19 protein-coding genes and 1 tRNA gene are annotated in these 16,595 nt (G+C 58.6%); 13 read left to right on the forward strand and 7 right to left on the reverse strand.

All coding sequences use genetic code 11. From position 1 onward, the window contains the following. Positions 1-315: 315 nt before the first annotated feature. The 6 genes from PSUM_RS11815 to PSUM_RS11840 form a co-directional block, all read right to left on the reverse strand. Positions 316-621 (reverse strand): hypothetical protein, encoded by a 306-nt coding sequence (locus PSUM_RS11815; protein WP_083348277.1) that lies wholly within the window; start codon positions 619-621, stop codon positions 316-318. Then, positions 618-1,226, reverse strand: a complete 609-nt coding sequence (locus PSUM_RS11820) for a hypothetical protein (RefSeq protein WP_083348278.1) — start codon at positions 1,224-1,226, stop codon at positions 618-620. Before PSUM_RS11820 ends, PSUM_RS11815 begins: the two co-directional genes overlap by 4 nt. Then, on the reverse strand, positions 1,223-1,504 hold the full coding sequence (locus tag PSUM_RS11825; protein WP_083348279.1) for a helix-turn-helix transcriptional regulator: 282 nt from the start codon (positions 1,502-1,504) through the stop codon (positions 1,223-1,225). The genes PSUM_RS11820 and PSUM_RS11825 overlap by 4 nt, the downstream gene beginning before the upstream one ends. 90 nt (positions 1,505-1,594) lie before the next feature. After that, entirely contained in the window at positions 1,595-2,434 is an 840-nt protein-coding gene (locus PSUM_RS32145) for a hypothetical protein (protein WP_231989897.1), read from the reverse strand. Positions 2,435-2,714: 280 nt separating this feature from the next. Continuing rightward, on the reverse strand, positions 2,715-3,956 hold the full coding sequence (locus PSUM_RS11835; RefSeq protein ID WP_083348280.1) for a tyrosine-type recombinase/integrase: 1,242 nt from the start codon (positions 3,954-3,956) through the stop codon (positions 2,715-2,717). 164 nt (positions 3,957-4,120) lie between these two features. Further along, positions 4,121-4,205: transfer RNA gene (locus PSUM_RS11840), tRNA-Leu, on the reverse strand. Between the two features lie 105 nt (positions 4,206-4,310). Between PSUM_RS11840 and queA the strand changes: the two genes are divergently transcribed. The 6 genes from queA to PSUM_RS11870 all read left to right on the forward strand — a co-directional run bounded on the left by queA (position 4,311) and on the right by PSUM_RS11870 (position 10,396). Next, on the forward strand, positions 4,311-5,360 hold the full coding sequence (queA, locus tag PSUM_RS11845; RefSeq protein ID WP_083348281.1) for a tRNA preQ1(34) S-adenosylmethionine ribosyltransferase-isomerase QueA: 1,050 nt from the start codon (positions 4,311-4,313) through the stop codon (positions 5,358-5,360). Positions 5,361-5,374: 14 nt separating this feature from the next. Continuing rightward, positions 5,375-6,490, forward strand: coding sequence for a tRNA guanosine(34) transglycosylase Tgt (tgt, locus tag PSUM_RS11850; protein WP_020795592.1), 1,116 nt, complete (start codon positions 5,375-5,377; stop codon positions 6,488-6,490). A gap of 43 nt (positions 6,491-6,533) precedes the next feature. Then, entirely contained in the window at positions 6,534-6,869 is a 336-nt protein-coding gene (yajC, locus tag PSUM_RS11855) for a preprotein translocase subunit YajC (protein ID WP_007982729.1), read from the forward strand. Positions 6,870-6,932: 63 nt separating this feature from the next. After that, on the forward strand, positions 6,933-8,801 hold the full coding sequence (gene secD, locus PSUM_RS11860; protein ID WP_083348282.1) for a protein translocase subunit SecD: 1,869 nt from the start codon (positions 6,933-6,935) through the stop codon (positions 8,799-8,801). A 9-nt stretch (positions 8,802-8,810) separates the two neighbouring features. Next, a complete protein-coding gene (gene secF, locus PSUM_RS11865) occupies positions 8,811-9,725 on the forward strand; it encodes a protein translocase subunit SecF (protein WP_033040611.1) in 915 nt (304 codons plus the stop codon). Between the two features lie 119 nt (positions 9,726-9,844). After that, on the forward strand, positions 9,845-10,396 hold the full coding sequence (locus PSUM_RS11870) for a glycine zipper 2TM domain-containing protein (protein ID WP_020795595.1): 552 nt from the start codon (positions 9,845-9,847) through the stop codon (positions 10,394-10,396). Between the two features lie 251 nt (positions 10,397-10,647). Here the strand turns inward: PSUM_RS11870 and suhB are convergent, their stop codons facing one another. After that, a complete protein-coding gene (gene suhB / locus PSUM_RS11875) occupies positions 10,648-11,466 on the reverse strand; it encodes a type III secretion system regulator SuhB (RefSeq protein WP_007941397.1) in 819 nt (272 codons plus the stop codon). 145 nt (positions 11,467-11,611) lie between these two features. On the opposite strand from suhB, the gene trmJ reads away from it, so the two are divergent. From trmJ to hscB, 7 genes are all read left to right on the forward strand, one after another. After that, entirely contained in the window at positions 11,612-12,382 is a 771-nt protein-coding gene (gene trmJ / locus PSUM_RS11880; protein ID WP_020795596.1) for a tRNA (cytosine(32)/uridine(32)-2'-O)-methyltransferase TrmJ, read from the forward strand. Positions 12,383-12,384: 2 nt separating this feature from the next. Continuing rightward, the gene (gene cysE, locus PSUM_RS11885) at positions 12,385-13,161 is read left to right on the forward strand and encodes a serine O-acetyltransferase (RefSeq protein ID WP_020795597.1); all 777 of its coding nucleotides are present in this window, start codon (positions 12,385-12,387) and stop codon (positions 13,159-13,161) included. A 271-nt stretch (positions 13,162-13,432) separates the two neighbouring features. Next, on the forward strand, positions 13,433-13,924 hold the full coding sequence (gene iscR, locus PSUM_RS11890; RefSeq protein WP_007903581.1) for a Fe-S cluster assembly transcriptional regulator IscR: 492 nt from the start codon (positions 13,433-13,435) through the stop codon (positions 13,922-13,924). A gap of 50 nt (positions 13,925-13,974) precedes the next feature. Beyond that, a complete protein-coding gene (locus PSUM_RS11895; protein WP_020795599.1) occupies positions 13,975-15,189 on the forward strand; it encodes an IscS subfamily cysteine desulfurase in 1,215 nt (404 codons plus the stop codon). Between the two features lie 102 nt (positions 15,190-15,291). After that, positions 15,292-15,678 carry a Fe-S cluster assembly scaffold IscU gene (gene iscU, locus PSUM_RS11900; RefSeq protein ID WP_007974006.1) on the forward strand — a complete coding sequence of 129 codons (387 nt, stop codon included), beginning with the start codon at positions 15,292-15,294 and terminating at the stop codon, positions 15,676-15,678. 34 nt (positions 15,679-15,712) lie between these two features. After that, the gene (gene iscA / locus PSUM_RS11905) at positions 15,713-16,036 is read left to right on the forward strand and encodes an iron-sulfur cluster assembly protein IscA (protein ID WP_003227904.1); all 324 of its coding nucleotides are present in this window, start codon (positions 15,713-15,715) and stop codon (positions 16,034-16,036) included. 8 nt (positions 16,037-16,044) lie between these two features. Next, entirely contained in the window at positions 16,045-16,566 is a 522-nt protein-coding gene (gene hscB / locus PSUM_RS11910) for a co-chaperone HscB (RefSeq protein WP_083348283.1), read from the forward strand. The last annotated feature ends 29 nt before the right edge of the window (positions 16,567-16,595 follow it).

Below are 16,595 nucleotides of genomic sequence, written 5' to 3' on the forward strand. Positions count from 1 at the left end.
GTGGCAGCTGTGCGCAGGTTGGCGAACCGGGAACTTGGAACCCGGCAGACCCGAAGGTCTCCCACGCACAGCTGCCATAACACGAAACGGCGGGCACAAAAAAAGCGCCTGCTGTCGGTTGGGGCGCCTGTGCGCCAAGTATCTCGGGTCGCCAAACCCGGTCGCTGAATTTGCAGCGACGGCCAGAGAGTAACGTCCGTTGTTCGAAAGTGCAACCGCGCTGATGGCTTGCGGATTTTTCGGGTGCGGCATAAATTGTCTGTGCATGTAGATTTACCTCAACGCCTCCGGATCGCCCCCGGAGGCGTTTTCGTTTCAGGCATGCGCTTCCCAGCGCAGGGAAAGTAGGGGCAGGAATCCGCCACTTAGCATGGAGCGGGCGACTTCGTAGGCTTGCGTTTGCTGGCCTTCGTCGACGATCACGGCTCCGGTCTTTTCGCAGTGGAGGGAGAGGGCGCACCAGGTGCCATCGGCCCAGCTGAGTACGCCGACCACGCGGCCTTGTCTGTCCTGCTGGTCGCGGTAGCGCTCAAGGCGCTGCATAAGGCGAGGTGAAAAGCCAATTCGGCGCAGCACGGAGAAGGGGTGCATCAAGGCGTTGTTTGCGGTCTTATTGCTCATGCAGCCTCCTGCGCGTTGGCGAACAGAGGTGGCGGTGTTTCGCCTTTGAGCCAAGCCAGGATTTTGCTGTCCTCGCCGCACCGACGACGGTGCTCTACGGCCATTTGCTCGCGGCGTTGTGCCACGCACTCATCGACATAGCCGGTCAAGTCGGAGGTCAAGCGCATGTCGTGGTGAATGCGTTTGCTAGCTGTCTTTTCCACCACGAGATCTTGTTCGGTGATGCGCTGCCATACCGCCGGATCGTTCGCGTATCCGCCCGACTGATCAACCAACCAATAGGTGACCCAGTCGCTCATGCCGAGAGATTTCAGCGAGGTCAGGCGACCCGCGTTCATGGCGAAATGCCCGGTGCCATGAACGCTGGAGAACTCTCTGCGCACCGCGTTTCGGCGAATCAGCTCTGGCAGTTCCCATGGGTTGGCTTTCAGCGGTAGGGCTAGGCCATCAGGACTGAAAAAGAATGCTTCCTGATCAACTCCGTTCCAGCTTACGCCCGCGATGGTGCGGTGCCGCCAGTTGATCGCGCCAGGGAGATAGAGACGGAAGCCGATCGCGTAGGTATCGTGAAAAGGGCCCTTGAACGGGTTATAACTGCGCTTCATGCGGCCACCTGATCACGCGCCTCGATGCGGCTGCGTGCCCACGCTTGAACTTCGGAAAGAACCCAGGCCACAGGAGCGCCGCGAGCGTTGCTGTTGCTCAGTTTTACGGGCTGGGGGAAACCGCAGTCGATGCGCTGCATTAGCTTGTAGATGGTCGAGCGCTTCATGCCCACGATGCCCTCCACCTCACGCATGCGGATCAAGGTCGAAGCGGCATCAAAAAGTGACGGGGAGTTGGTGGGTGTCTTGCAGGAAAAATCGGTGACAGAGGTGTTCATAGGTATTGCTCTCGATTGATTTGGACAACGAGAGCAATGGTCTAGAGATTGGTCGGCGGTGAGCAGTTCACTTCCAATTGAAATTTTGGTTTACAGCACGAAATTTCGTTTGAGGATGCTGTCAACGGATTTACGCGATAGCGCCTTATCTGTTTCGAGTGTGATCCAACTAAGGCGCTGCTTTGACGGTTTATCCACTTCCCGTTTTAGCCAGGCATGCACCGCAGTGGCAATGTTCCTCTCAGGCATTCCACTCGCCAAGTAGTGCCGCCCCTGATGGATTATTGCAGTGTCGCGGGCAACGATGTCTTTATTGCGCTCCAGGCCGCTGATGATGCCCCCCTTGCTAAGGATGGCGTTTTTGATTGCGCTGTCCGCGATGGGGAGCAGTTCATCGTTAATCAAGCAAGGCAAGGAAGTGATGGGCTCCAGATAAAGAACATACTGATCGAGTGCCTGGATACGTTCGTTGGGATCGACTTGCATCTCCACAAATTGACAATAGAGATCCCATGGCCAGTCGGTCGGAGGTTCAGCAACGTGCGACCAAGCCGCCTTGTCGGTGTCACGCATCCAATCGACCAAAGCTCCCAGCGCCTTCACTGCGCAGGCCATGATGTAGGCGGCATGCGCCTCGCGTTCCGAAGCCGAGTGGCACTTGCTGTACTGGCGAACCCAATGTGCAAGACGCGCTCTGTTGTCAGTTGAGGCGTATTGAAAAATTGTCTCTTCGTGCATTGTTGTCTGGATGCACATACTGCTGAGATCGCCGTCGATGTCGCCGGTCTGAATGCGCACGCAACATTGATCGATCAGCTCGAAAACCTCAGCGAGCTGTTCTTTGCAGTACTTGTAGAGCGGTTGCCCTGAGAGATTATGGATCAGGCCAGCGGTTAGCGCTGAGTGCAAGATTGGGTGATTCTTAATCATTACCATTGGCTCTCAACGTGTACCGCTTTATCCCACGCCCTGGGTCGTGCATGCGTATCCAGCGATATTTGTGCTCTCGCCAAGTGTGCCGAGAGTCGGCCCGCAGCAAGTGAGGGACTTGGAATTGCGTTACACATTAGAGGTGCGGTACATCGAGTGTACGGAAGGTCGCGCAAGGGTGTAACGGGCGCGAAAGTCAATGAGTTCGGGAATTTGGCGAAAGTCGTTACACTAGTAACACCTGTAACATGCATTTTGGAGGAGTGGGGGATGGGCGCACTCATACCGCTTTTCCAAACTGTCCCTTGATCACCTTTCCGCTCGCTAACGCATCAAGGTGATCTGCGTACCACTGCATCATTTTCACTCGGTGCTCAAGGTATTGAGCCTTGTTGTACACTCCAGAGATTCCCTCCTCTTTGTGAGCAAGCTGCGCTTCGACATGCTCTTTCGGCCAGCCGTGTTCTCTGAGCAGAGTGCTAGCGGTATGGCGAGTGCCATGGCCAACTAAGCGACCTTTGTAACCAACCGTCGCAAAGACTTTGTTGATGGTGTTTTCACTAATCGTCGGATTCTTAGCGCCGACTCCGGGGAACAGCCATCGACTGCGCCCGGTGAGGCATTGGAGTTCTTTGAGGGCGGATAGCGCCTGCTTAGGGAGTGGGCACACAAAATCCCTGCGCATCTTCATCTTAGCGGCAGGTGTCGTCCAGATTGCTTTATCAAGATCGAACTCTTTCCATTCAGCTAGTCGAACCATTCCCGGTCTCGATGCTGTCCATATGCAAAGCCATGCTGCAGTTCGGGCTGTCAGTCTGCTGGGGGTGTTTTTCAACGCGGTCAGAAAGTCGCCAAGTTCAGGTTCTAGCAGATGTGGATGCTGTTGAGTCTTTGGTGCTTGGGCGGCAATATCGCGAAGACGGCTTCCCGGATCGTTTTCAGTAAGACCTAAGCCAATCGCTCTCCCGAAGATTTGATTTATCCAGGTACGACACTTTTCCGCGACGTTGTGTGCGTCTCGGGCTTCGATGGATGCCTGGAGTTCCGCACAGTCGGTTCGGGTGATTTCGTCGAGAGGTTTGTCTCCCAGTGCCGGGAGTATGTCTTTATCGAGGTAAGTACGGATTTTGTTGAGCGTTGAGGGTGCAAGACCCTTTTCCTCTTTCGCCTTGAGCCAGGCATCAGCAGCAGCTCTAAAGGTTCGAGTTTTGGCCGCATCGATTGCCGCTTTCGCAGATCGCTTTTGCTCCAGGGGATCGGCACCACTACTTACTACCTTACGCAGTTCAGCGGCTTTGTCCCGTGCCAACGCACCACTTACTTCCGGGTAACCCCCAAGCCCCATCCAAGCCCAATTGCCCGCCGGTCGTTTGTAGCGGAGCTGCCAGGATTTACCACCATCAGGTTTGACCCTGAAGTAGAGGCCGTTTCCGTCCAGCTCCCGGTATTCCTTTGATTCCGGCTCCAGTCCCGCAAGTGTCGTGTCAGCGAGAGGGCGGCGCTTGATGTCTGCGCGCTTCATCCTTGTATCCCAAAGTTCGGTATTTTTCTCAGGATACAAGCAGGGATACAGGGATACAACGGATAAGGGGAGACAGGGGTAGATAGATAGGCACAAAAAAACCGGCCAAGTGGCCGGTTTCTCTGGGTCTGAGAGGCTGGTAGAGACTCTCAGATACTGCTATGTGGTGCCCCGAGGGAGACTCGAACTCCCACTCCTTTCGAAAACGGATTTTGAATCCGCCGCGTCTACCAATTCCGCCATCAGGGCAATGGCCGCGGAGTATAAAGATGAGATAACCGTCGGTCAATCAGGTACATGGAGAATTTTTGATATTTCCGCTAGACTTCCCGGCCCTGCTAGACGAACCCCATCATGCGCGTTGCTGACTTTACTTTCGAGCTCCCTGATTCGCTGATCGCCCGCCACCCTTTGGCCGAGCGTCGCGGTAGTCGCCTGTTGACCCTGGATGGGGTCAGCGGCGCCCTGGCACACCGTCAATTCACTGATTTGCTGGAGCATTTGCGCTCTGGCGATTTGATGGTGTTCAACAATACCCGGGTGATCCCGGCGCGGCTGTTTGGCCAGAAGGCTTCCGGCGGCAAGCTGGAAATCCTGGTGGAGCGGGTGCTGGACAGTCATCGCGTGCTGGCCCATGTGCGTTCCAGCAAGTCGCCCAAGCCCGGGTCGAAGATTTTGATCGACGGCGGTGGCGAGGCCGAGATGCTGGCGCGTCATGATGCGTTGTTCGAGCTGGGCTTTGCCGAAGAGGTATTGCCGCTGCTCGACCGCGTCGGGCACATGCCGCTGCCTCCTTATATAGACCGCCCGGACGAAGGCTCGGACCGCGAGCGTTACCAGACCGTCTACGCCCAGCGCCTGGGCGCGGTGGCGGCGCCGACGGCGGGGCTGCATTTCGATCAGGTGCTGATGGAGGCGATTGCCGCCAAGGGCGTTGAGACGGCGTTCGTGACCCTGCACGTGGGTGCTGGCACCTTCCAGCCGGTGCGGGTCGAGAAGATCGAAGACCACCACATGCACACTGAATGGCTGGAAGTTGGCCAGGACGTGGTGGATGCGGTGGCCGCCTGTCGTGCGCGCGGCGGTCGGGTGGTGGCGGTGGGGACGACCAGCGTGCGTTCCCTGGAAAGCGCCGCCCGCGATGGCGTGCTCAAGCCGTTCAGCGGCGATACCGACATTTTCATCTACCCGGGCCGGCCGTTTCATGTGGTCGATGCCCTGGTCACCAATTTCCATTTACCTGAATCCACGTTGTTGATGCTGGTCTCGGCGTTTGCCGGTTATCCGGAAACCATGGCTGCCTATAAAGCCGCCGTCGACAACGAATACCGCTTTTTCAGCTACGGTGATGCGATGTTTATCACCCGTAACCCCGCACCACGTGGCCCCGAGGACAAAGAATGAGTCGCCAATGTCGTATGTCGTTTGAGTTACTTGCTACTGACGGCAAGGCTCGTCGCGGTCGTTTGACCTTCCCGCGCGGTACCGTCGAGACCCCGGCCTTCATGCCGGTGGGCACCTACGGCACGGTCAAGGGCATGTTGCCGCGGGATATCGAGGCCACTGGCGCGGAAATCATTCTGGGCAACACCTTCCACCTGTGGCTGCGCCCGGGCATGGAAGTGATCAAGAAGCACGGCGACCTGCACGATTTCATGCAGTGGAAAGGCCCGATTTTGACCGACTCCGGCGGTTTCCAGGTGTTCAGCCTGGGCGCCATGCGCAAGATCAAGGAGGAGGGCGTGACCTTCGCCTCCCCGGTCGACGGCGCCAAGGTGTTCATGGGTCCGGAAGAGTCGATGCAGGTCCAGCGTGACCTGGGCTCGGACATCGTGATGATTTTCGACGAATGCACGCCGTACCCGGCCGACGAAGACGTCGCTCGCGTGTCCATGGAGTTGTCGCTGCGCTGGGCCCAGCGCTCGAAAAACGCCCATGCCGACAACACGGCGGCGCTGTTCGGTATCGTTCAGGGCGGCATGCACCAGGATCTGCGCATGCGCTCCCTGGAAGGCCTGGACAAGATCGGCTTCGACGGCCTGGCCATCGGCGGTCTGTCGGTGGGCGAGCCCAAGCATGAAATGATAAAGGTGCTGGACTATCTGCCGGGCCAGATGCCGGCTGACAAACCTCGTTACCTTATGGGCGTTGGCAAACCGGAAGATCTCGTGGAGGGTGTGCGCCGCGGTGTGGACATGTTCGATTGCGTGATGCCAACCCGTAATGCCCGCAATGGGCATCTGTTCATTGACACAGGCGTGATCAAGATCCGTAACGCGTTCCATCGCCATGATGATTCGCCGCTGGATCCGACCTGCGATTGCTATACCTGCCAGAACTTCTCCCGTGCTTATCTGCATCACCTGGACAAGTGCGGCGAAATGCTGGGAAGCATGCTCAATACCATCCATAACTTGCGTCATTATCAAGTGCTTATGGCTGGTTTGCGCGAGGCTATTCAACAGGGTACATTGGCCGCCTTTGTCGATGCCTTCTACGCCAAACGCGGGCTACCCGTGCCGCCTTTGGACTGAGTTTCCTGACCCCAATATTCAACATTTGCAACTGGAGTGCTAAATGAGCTTTTTTATCTCTAACGCCATGGCAGACGCTGCTGCACCTGCGGCAGGCCCTATGGGCGGCGGCTTTGAGTGGATTTTCCTGGTCGGCTTCCTGGTCATCTTCTACCTGATGATCTGGCGTCCACAGGCCAAGCGCGCCAAAGAGCAGAAGAACCTGCTGAGCAGCCTGCAGAAAGGCGACGAAGTCGTGACCACCGGCGGCATCGCCGGCAAGATCACCAAAGTGGCCGACGATTTCGTGGTTCTGGAAGTTTCCGACACCGTCGAAATGAAGTTCCAGAAAGGCGCCATCGCCGCCACGCTGCCAAAAGGCACGCTCAAAGCGATCTAAGTTTCAACTTTTACTCAATCGACGGGGCGCGCAAGGCGCCCCGCGTCATAAGCGGGCGGCGTGATGCTGAACAAATACCCTCTGTGGAAATACATTCTGATCCTGGCGGTGCTGGCGATCGGTCTGATTTATTCCGCTCCCAATCTTTATCCTGATGACCCGGCCATTCAGGTCAGCGGTGCAAGCACTGCACTGCAGGTCAATCAGGCTGATCTGGATCGTGTGAGCGCTGCGCTCAAGGAATCCGGGATCAGCGTCAAGGCTGCCACCCTGGCTGCCAACGGCAAGGGCGGTTTGATTCGCCTGACCAAGGCTGAAGACCAGTTGCCGGCCAAAGACGTCGTGCGCAAGGCATTGGGTGATGACTACGTCGTTGCACTGAACCTGGCGCAAACCACCCCGCAATGGCTGCGCAGCCTGGGCGCGCACCCGATGAAGCTGGGCCTGGACTTGTCCGGTGGCGTGCACTTCCTGCTGGAAGTGGACATGGACAAAGCCCTGGATGCACGTTTGAAAGTGTACGAAGGCGATGTGAAGAGCCTGTTGCGTAAAGAGAAACTGCGCTATCGCAGCCTGCCGCAACTCAATGGCGCCATTCAGCTGGGCTTCTCCGATGAAGACAGTCGTGAACAGGCCCGCAGCCTGATCCGCAAGAATTTCAACGATTTCGACATTGTTCCGGCCGACCTCAATGGCCAGCCGGTGCTGCGTCTGGCGATGACCCCGGCCAAGCTGGCGGAAATCCGCGAATACTCCATCAAGCAGAACTTGACCACGGTCCGTAACCGCGTCAACGAGCTGGGTGTTGCCGAACCGATCGTCCAGCGTCAGGGCGCCAACCGCATCGTGGTTGAGCTGCCGGGCGTGCAGGACACTGCCGAAGCCAAGCGTATCCTCGGCAAGACGGCCAACCTTGAGTTCCGCCTGGCCGCCGAGCCTGGCGCTTCGAAGGCCACCTCCGAGGAATTCGAGTTCCGTGAGGGCAAGCGTCCTCCTGCGCTGATCGAGCGTGGCCTGATCATCACCGGTGACCAAGTGACTGACGCCAAGGCTGGTTTCGGCGAGCACGGTACGCCAGAAGTGAACATCCGCCTGGATGGCCACGGTGGCGAGCTGATGAGCCGTGCGACCCGTTCGAACGTGGGTCGCAGCATGGCGGTGATCTTCATCGAGCAGCGTCCGGTTACCACTTACACCAAGCAGATGGTTAATGGCGTCGAGAAAGACGTTCCGGTTCAAACGTTCAAAGAAGAGAAGAAGATCATCAGCCTGGCGACCATCCAGTCGCCGCTGGGTGCGCAATTCCGCATCACCGGCCTGAACGGCCAGGGCGAGTCGTCCGAACTGGCCCTGCTGCTGCGTGCCGGTGGCCTGGCTGCACCGATGTACTTCGCTGAAGAGCGCACCATTGGCCCGAGCCTGGGTGCCGACAACATCACCAAAGGTATCGATGCGTCGCTGTGGGGCATGCTGTTTGTCTCGCTGTTCATCATCGCCATCTACCGCTTCTTCGGTATCATCGCCACCGTTGCACTGACGGTGAACATGGTGTTGCTGCTGGCCTTGATGTCGCTGCTGGGGGCCACGCTGACCCTGCCGGGCATCGCCGGTATCGTGTTGACCATGGGTATGGCGGTCGACGCCAACGTGCTGATCTTCTCGCGGATTCGTGAAGAGATTGCCGCGGGCATGACTGTGCAGCGCGCAATCAACGAAGGCTTCGGCCGGGCATTCACCGCGATTCTCGACGCCAACCTGACCACCTTGCTGGTCGGCGGCATCCTGTTTGCCATGGGCACAGGGCCGGTCAAGGGCTTCGCAGTGACCATGTCCCTCGGGATCTTTACCTCGATGTTTACGGCCATCATGGTGACCCGCGCGATGGTCAACCTGATCTTCGGCGGACGTGACTTCAAGAAGTTGTGGATTTAAGGGGCTGCCATGTTACGTACAATCAACTTCATGGGCGTTCGCAACGTTGCGTTCGGCGTCACATTGTTCCTTACCGTGCTGGCCTTGTTCAGCGTCGCCACCAAGGGCATGAACTGGGGCCTGGACTTCACCGGCGGTACGCTCATCGAGCTGACCTACGAGCGTCCGGCCGACGTCACCAAGGTGCGTGAGCAACTGGTGACCGCGGGTTATCACGAAGCCATCGTGCAGAACTTCGGTGCGACCACCGACCTGCTGGTGCGTATGCCGGGTGAAGATCCACAACTGGGTCACCAGGTGGCCGAGGCCTTGCAGAAGGTCGGCGGCGAAAACCCGGCGACGGTCAAGCGCGTCGAGTTCGTCGGCCCGCAGGTGGGTGAAGAGCTTCGCGACCAGGGCGGCCTCGGCATGCTGATGGCGCTGGGCGGCATCCTGATCTACCTGGCGTTCCGCTTCCAGTGGAAGTTCGCGGTCGGGGCGATCGTGTCCCTGATCCACGACGTGATCGTGACCATCGGTATCCTGTCGTTCTTCCAGATCACCTTCGACCTGACGGTGCTGGCGGCGGTACTGGCGATCATCGGTTACTCGCTCAACGACACCATCGTAGTATTCGACCGGGTTCGTGAGAACTTCCGGGTACTGCGCAAGGCCAGCCTGATCGAGAACATCAACATCTCGACCACGCAAACCCTGCTGCGCACCATGGCCACCTCGATCTCCACCTTGCTGGCGATCGCGGCCCTGCTGTTCTTCGGTGGTGACAACCTGTTCGGCTTCTCCATCGCGCTGTTTATTGGTGTATTGGCGGGTACTTACTCCTCGATCTACATCGCCAACGTGGTGCTGATCTGGCTGAACCTGAGCTCCGAAGACCTGATTCCTGCGGCCAACACCGAGAAGGAAGTCGACGACCGTCCTTGAAGGCCAATTCCTTCGGCGATGTAGTCCAAAAAGGCGCGAGTTGAACTCGCGCCTTTTTTTATACTCCAAGGCTGGGAGAAGCGCAGACGCGCTCCGCATGTGATGTTCAGGAGGTTCATGTGAACAAGTCGATGCTGGTTGGTGCTGTACTGGGTGCTGTCGGTGTAACTGCCGGCGGTGCTGTGGCCACCTACAGCCTGGTTAAGGATAATGGCCCTGAGTACGCGCAAGTACTCGCCGTTGAGCCGGTCAAGACGCAAATCAAGACTCCACGTGAAGTGTGCAAGGATGTAGCGGTCACCCGGCAAGCGCCGGTCAAAGATCAACACCAGATTGCCGGTACCGTGGTAGGTGCGCTGGCAGGTGGTTTGCTGGGTAACCAGATCGGCGGCGGCACGGGCAAGAAGATTGCCACGGTTGCAGGCGCTGTCGGTGGTGGTTATGCCGGTAACAAGGTGCAGGAGGGCATGCAAGAGCGTGACACCTACACCACGACGCAGACCCGTTGTAATACGGTGAATGACATAAGCGACAAGGTCGTGGGTTACGACGTGCGTTATTCGCTTGATGGCAAGGAAGGCAAGGTGCGGATGGATCGCGATCCAGGGAACCAGATCCCTGTGGATAAAGAGGGCAAGTTGATCTTGTCGGAGAATCAGCAGGCGCATTAATCCGCTGAAGTCAGATTCAAAAAGAAGCACCCTGCGGGGTGCTTTTTTGTGCGCACGAGTCATGCCGCACCCCAATCCCCTGTGGGAGCGAGCCTGCTCGCGAAGGCGTCCCCGCATCCAGCAATGATGGCGGCTGATACACCGCTTTCGCGAGCAGGCTCGCTCCCACAGGGGGGTAGTGTTGCCGCCGGAGATGGATTCCAGGCATAAAAAAAGCACCCCGTAGGGTGCTTTTTCTGTCGCTTGGGCGCTTAGCGCTTCAGCGAGGCCGGCAGGTGCGGCTGGATGGCCGTCAATACTGCCTTGAAGCATTTGGTGTTGCCGGCTACGACGTGGCCTTTTTCAAGGAAGTCGTGACCGCCGGTGAAGTCGCTCACCAGGCCGCCTGCTTCCTGGATCAACAGGGCGCCTGCTGCCATGTCCCACTCGGACAGGCCCGACTCCCAGAAGGCGTCGAAACGACCGGCGGCCACGTAGGCCAGGTCCAGGCTCGCCGAGCCAGCGCGGCGGATGCCGGCGGTCTGGCCAACCAGGGCGCGGAACATGCCCAGGTAGTTGTCGAGGTTGTCCATCTGGTCGTCACGGAACGGGAAGCCGGTACCCAGCAAGGCGCCGTCCAGGCTTGTGCGACCGCTGACGCGCAGGCGGCGGCCGTTCAGTTGGGCGCCGCGACCACGGCTGGCGGTGAATTCTTCCTGACGAACCGGGTCCAGGACCACAGCGTGTTCCAGGCGACCGCGGTATTTGCAGGCGATGCTGACAGCGAAGTGAGGAATGCCGCGCAGGAAGTTGGTGGTGCCGTCCAGCGGATCGATGATCCACAGGTACTCTTCGCCTTCGATGCCGGTGCCGGCGTGCAGGCCGGTCTCTTCACCCATGATCGAGTGATTCGGGTACGCCTTGCGCAGTGCGTCGATGATTTTCTGTTCGGCGGCGCGGTCCACCTCGGATACGTAATCCTTGGCGTCTTTTTCGTCGACCTTGATGGTATCCAGGCGCTCGATGGAGCGGAAGATCAATTCACTGGCGCTGCGGGCGGCGCGCAGCGCGATATTCAGCATGGGCTGCATGGATGTGTCACCTAAGGTTGTTAAAGAAAGCCGGGCATTCTATCAGAAAGTTTCTACAGGAGAAGGACGACGTTCGCTTTCATGGCTTAACGGTAGTGGGCGCTGTAAGATTCTGCTCCCGATAATGTGTTCGAGAGCGCCTCCCTTGCTGCAAAACATTCGTGTCGTCCTGGTCAATACCAGCCATCCGGGCAATATCGGCGGGACCGCGCGCGCCATGAAAAACATGGGGCTGTCGCGCCTGGTGCTGGTCGAACCGCGCCTGTTTCCGCACCACGAGGCCGATGCCCGTGCTTCCGGTGCCGGTGACATCCTTGAAAAGGCGCAAGTCGTCGCCACCTTGGAAGATGCCTTGGTCGGCTGCAATCTGGTGCTGGGCACCAGTGCTCGCGACCGGCGCATTCCCTGGCCGCTGCTGGATCCGCGCGAATGCGGGACCAAAGTGGTCGAGGAGGCCGGGCAGGGGGCCGAGATCGCCCTGGTGTTCGGTCGTGAAGATTCCGGCCTGACCAACGAAGAGCTGCAGCGATGTCACTATCACGTGCACATTCCATCAGACCCTGAGTTCAGTTCGCTGAACCTTGGGGCGGCGGTGCAGGTGTTGAGTTATGAAGTGCGCATGGCCTGGCTGGCCGCCCAAGGTCAGCCAACCAAGGTCGAGAAGGAAGAAGTGGCATCGGTCAAAAGCGCTGAGCTGGCGACTATGGATGAGCTGGAGCGGTTCTATGAGCACCTGGAACAAACCCTGGTGTCCATCGAATTCCTCGACCCGGAAAAACCACGGCACTTGATGGCGCGCCTGCGCCGGTTGTACGGACGCAGCTCGGTCAGCCGAGCGGAAATGAACATTTTGCGTGGCATCCTCACGGAAACCCAGAAAGCGGCCCGTGGTGAGCTTCTTAAGCGGAAGGATTAATGATGTTTGAGCGTTTGCGTGAAGATATCCAGAGTGTTTTCCATCGAGACCCGGCAGCGCGTAACGCTTTTGAAGTCCTGACCTGCTACCCCGGCATGCATGCCATCTGGATCCACCGTTTGTCGGCGATGCTGTGGCGCGCCGACCTTAAATGGCTGGCGCGGCTGGTGTCGAACTTCGGCCGCTGGCTGACCGGGATCGAGATCCACCCGGGGGCCAAGGTCGGCCGGCGATTCTTCATTGACCATGGCATGGGCATCGTCATTGGTGAAACCGCCGAAATCGGCGATGACGTGACCATTTACCAGGGCGTGACCCTGGGCGGCACTAGTTGGAACAAGGGCAAGCGCCACCCGACCCTGGGTGATGGTGTGGTGGTCGGCGCCGGTGCCAAGGTGCTTGGCCCGTTCACTGTGGGGGCGGGTGCCAAAGTCGGCTCCAATGCCGTTGTGACCAAAGAGGTGCCGCCTGGCGCCACGGTGGTGGGCATTCCGGGGCGGATCATCGTCAAGCCGGACCAGGAGCTGGATGCCAAGCGCAAGGCCATGGCCGAGAAGATTGGCTTCGATGCCTATGGCGTGACTGAAGACATGCCGGACCCGGTGGCACGCGCCATCAACCAGTTGCTCGACCACCTGCAGGCGGTCGATGGGCGTCTGGAGGGGATGTGCGGGGCGTTGAAGGACCTGGGCAGTAATTACTGTGCCAAGGACCTGCCTTCGCTGCGCGAAGAAGACTTCGCCTGTGTGAAGGACAAGGACCAAAGCCAGGCCGGCTGAATTCCCCCCCCCTGTAGGAGCTGCCGCAGGCTGCGATCTTTTGATCTTGTCTTATAAAAGCAAAATCAAAAGATCGCAGCCTGCGGCAGCTCCTACAGGTCGCATTTAGACAATGGCACCGCGCTAAGCGGTGTGCCATTAAGTCGCAGATCCTGATATGATGCGGCCGCTCTTTTGCGGGTAAACCTGACTAAAGTACTAGGTCTTATAGTTGACTTAAATACTCGGGAATTGCATACTCGCCTCATTCCGAACTCCGTGGTAATTGTCCATGCGACTGACTACAAAAGGCCGATACGCCGTGACCGCCATGCTCGACCTGGCGTTGCACGCGCAGCACGGGCCCGTGTCCCTGGCCGATATCTCCGAGCGCCAAGGCATCTCCCTGTCCTACCTCGAGCAGCTGTTTGCCAAATTGCGCCGTAGCAATCTGGTGTCCAGCGTTCGCGGTCCAGGCGGCGGTTACCAGCTGTCACGCGACATGCAAGGTATCCAGGTCGCCCAGGTGATCGATGCGGTGAACGAATCGGTCGATGCAACCAAATGCCAGGGTCAGGGTGATTGCCATCAAGGCGACACCTGCCTGACCCACCACTTGTGGTGCGATCTGAGCTTGCAGATTCACGAATTTCTGAGCGGTATCAGCTTGGCTGACCTTGTGACTCGCCGTGAGGTGCAAGAAGTAGCCCAGCGTCAGGATCAACGCCGTTGCAACAGCAAGGCGCCACGCCTGGACAAGATTGAAGCGTCCGCCGTCGAATGACAGCCAGAGAGCTAGCGGCACGCCAGCCAGCCTGATTTAGGAGATAGTCCATGAAATTGCCGATTTACCTTGATTACTCTGCGACTACCCCGGTTGATCCGCGTGTCGCGCAAAAGATGAGTGAATGCCTGCTGGTCGACGGAAACTTCGGTAACCCGGCGTCCCGTTCCCACGTGTTTGGCTGGAAGGCCGAAGAGTCCGTCGAAAACGCCCGTCGTCAGGTGGCCGACCTGGTCAACGCCGACCCGCGTGAAATCGTCTGGACCTCCGGTGCCACCGAATCCGACAACCTGGCAATCAAGGGTGCGGCACATTTCTATGCCACCAAAGGCAAGCACCTGATCACCACCAAGATCGAGCACAAGGCTGTCCTGGACACCATGCGCCAACTGGAGCGTGAAGGTTTCGAAGTGACCTACATCGAGCCTCGCACCGACGGCCTGGTCACGCCTGAGATGATCGAAGCCGAACTGCGCGACGACACCATCCTGGTTTCGGTCATGCACGTGAACAACGAAATCGGCACCATCAACGACATCGCGGCCATCGGCGAACTGACCCGTTCCAAGGGCATCCTGTTCCACGTCGACGCCGCCCAGTCCACTGGCAAGGTCGAGATCGACCTGCAGAAGCTGAAAGTCGACATGATGTCGTTCTCCGCCCACAAGACCTACGGTCCTAAAGGCATCGGCGCCCTGTACGTCAGCCGCAAGCCACGTGTTCGCATCGAAGCGACCATGCACGGCGGCGGTCACGAGCGCGGCATGCGTTCGGGCACCCTGGCGACCCACCAGATCGTCGGCATGGGCGAAGCTTTCCGCGTAGCCAAGGAAGACATGGCTGCCGAGAACGTGCGCATCAAGGCCTTGAGCGACCGTTTTTACAAGCAGGTCGAGCACCTGGAAGAGCTGTACGTCAACGGCAGCATGACCGCCCGCGTCCCGCACAACCTGAACCTGAGCTTCAACTACGTTGAAGGCGAGTCGCTGATCATGGCGCTCAAGGACTTGGCGGTTTCGTCCGGTTCGGCCTGCACCTCGGCGTCCCTTGAGCCTTCGTACGTACTGCGCGCCCTGGGCCGCAACGACGAGCTGGCACACAGCTCGATCCGCTTCACCTTCGGCCGTTTCACCACCGAAGAAGAAATCGATTATGCCGCGCAGAAAGTCTGCGAGGCCGTTACCAAGCTGCGCGCTTTGTCGCCGCTGTGGGACATGTACAAAGACGGCGTCGATATCTCGAAGATCGAGTGGGCGGCACACTAAATAAAGAAGCCGCCAGATACAGCTCCTGTAGCGACGCGGCGACTGACGCAAGCGCAGCTACAGGGTCTCAAGAGCGGCCCTGATGAGTGAGGATTGAGAATCATGGCTTACAGCGAAAAGGTCATCGACCACTACGAAAACCCGCGCAACGTCGGCAAGATGGACGCGGAAGATCCTGATGTCGGCACCGGCATGGTCGGCGCTCCGGCGTGCGGCGACGTGATGCGCCTGCAGATCAAGGTCAACGACGCCGGCATCATCGAAGATGCCAAGTTCAAGACCTACGGCTGCGGTTCGGCTATCGCTTCCAGCTCCCTCGCCACCGAGTGGATGAAGGGCAAGACCCTGGACGAAGCGGAAACCATCAAGAACACCCAGCTGGCTGAAGAGCTGGCCCTGCCGCCAGTCAAAATTCACTGCTCGGTACTCGCCGAAGACGCCATCAAGGCGGCCGTTCGCGATTACAAGCAGAAGAAAGGCTTGATCTGACTTTCAGTTTTTGGCGACGAGTAAGGAGTCACCGATGGCTATCAGCATGACAGAAGCGGCTGCTCGACACGTGCGACGCTCCCTTGACGGGCGCGGCAAAGGTGAGGGGATTCGCCTGGGTGTTCGCACCACGGGCTGCTCCGGCCTTGCCTACGTGCTGGAGTTTGTCGACGAGGTGGTTGCAGAGGACCAGGTGTTCGAGAGTCACGGCGAGAAAGTGATCATCGACCCGAAAAGCCTGGCCTACCTGGACGGCACCGAGCTCGATTTCGTCAAGGAAGGGTTGAACGAAGGCTTCAAGTTCAACAACCCCAACGTGCGCGGTGAATGTGGCTGCGGCGAAAGCTTCAACATCTGAGGCTTGTCGTGGGTACTCCTTGTCATTTCGCTTTATTCGAGCTGCAACCGAGCTTCAACCTGGATCTCGACCAGCTGGCTACGCGCTACCGTGAGTTGGCGCGCAGTGTTCATCCAGACCGCTTTGCCGACGCTTCCGAGCGGGAGCAGCGGCTGGCGCTAGAGCAATCCGCGAGCCTCAACGAGGCCTACCAGACGCTCAAGAGTCCACCCAAGCGCGCGCGTTACCTGCTCGCTTTGAATGGTGGTGAGTTGCCGCTGGAGGTCACGGTGCATGATCCGGAGTTTCTTCTGCAACAGATGGAGTTGCGCGAAGAGCTCGAAGACCTGCAGGACAGCGCCGACCTCAATGGCGTTGCCGTCTTCAAGCGCCGCCTGAAAGTGGCCCAGGAAAAACTGAACGACAGTTTCGCAGCTTGCTGGAATGATGCAGTGCAACGTGAACAGGCCGAACGCCTGATGCGGCGCATGCAGTTTCTCGACAAGCTGACCTACGAAGTGCGCCAGCTGGAAGAGCGCCTCGACGATTAACCCAGTGCCGCTCCGGTCGCACGCCTGAT

Origin of the sequence: Pseudomonas umsongensis (assembly GCF_002236105.1) — a bacterium.
Taxonomy (GTDB): Bacteria; Pseudomonadota; Gammaproteobacteria; order Pseudomonadales; family Pseudomonadaceae; genus Aquipseudomonas; species Aquipseudomonas umsongensis.

Coding starts and splice junctions, on each gene's coding strand:
- PSUM_RS11815 (WP_083348277.1), bottom strand. CDS start 621: ATGAGCAATAAGACCGCAAACAACGCCTTGATGCACCCCTTCTCCGTG.
- PSUM_RS11820 (WP_083348278.1), bottom strand. CDS start 1,226: ATGAAGCGCAGTTATAACCCGTTCAAGGGCCCTTTTCACGATACCTAC.
- PSUM_RS11825 (WP_083348279.1), bottom strand. CDS start 1,504: ATGAACACCTCTGTCACCGATTTTTCCTGCAAGACACCCACCAACTCC.
- PSUM_RS32145 (WP_231989897.1), bottom strand. CDS start 2,434: ATGATTAAGAATCACCCAATCTTGCACTCAGCGCTAACCGCTGGCCTG.
- PSUM_RS11835 (WP_083348280.1), bottom strand. CDS start 3,956: ATGAAGCGCGCAGACATCAAGCGCCGCCCTCTCGCTGACACGACACTT.
- queA (WP_083348281.1), top strand. CDS start 4,311: ATGCGCGTTGCTGACTTTACTTTCGAGCTCCCTGATTCGCTGATCGCC.
- tgt (WP_020795592.1), top strand. CDS start 5,375: ATGTCGTTTGAGTTACTTGCTACTGACGGCAAGGCTCGTCGCGGTCGT.
- yajC (WP_007982729.1), top strand. CDS start 6,534: ATGAGCTTTTTTATCTCTAACGCCATGGCAGACGCTGCTGCACCTGCG.
- secD (WP_083348282.1), top strand. CDS start 6,933: ATGCTGAACAAATACCCTCTGTGGAAATACATTCTGATCCTGGCGGTG.
- secF (WP_033040611.1), top strand. CDS start 8,811: ATGTTACGTACAATCAACTTCATGGGCGTTCGCAACGTTGCGTTCGGC.
- suhB (WP_007941397.1), bottom strand. CDS start 11,466: ATGCAGCCCATGCTGAATATCGCGCTGCGCGCCGCCCGCAGCGCCAGT.
- cysE (WP_020795597.1), top strand. CDS start 12,385: ATGTTTGAGCGTTTGCGTGAAGATATCCAGAGTGTTTTCCATCGAGAC.
- iscR (WP_007903581.1), top strand. CDS start 13,433: ATGCGACTGACTACAAAAGGCCGATACGCCGTGACCGCCATGCTCGAC.
- PSUM_RS11895 (WP_020795599.1), top strand. CDS start 13,975: ATGAAATTGCCGATTTACCTTGATTACTCTGCGACTACCCCGGTTGAT.
- iscU (WP_007974006.1), top strand. CDS start 15,292: ATGGCTTACAGCGAAAAGGTCATCGACCACTACGAAAACCCGCGCAAC.
- iscA (WP_003227904.1), top strand. CDS start 15,713: ATGGCTATCAGCATGACAGAAGCGGCTGCTCGACACGTGCGACGCTCC.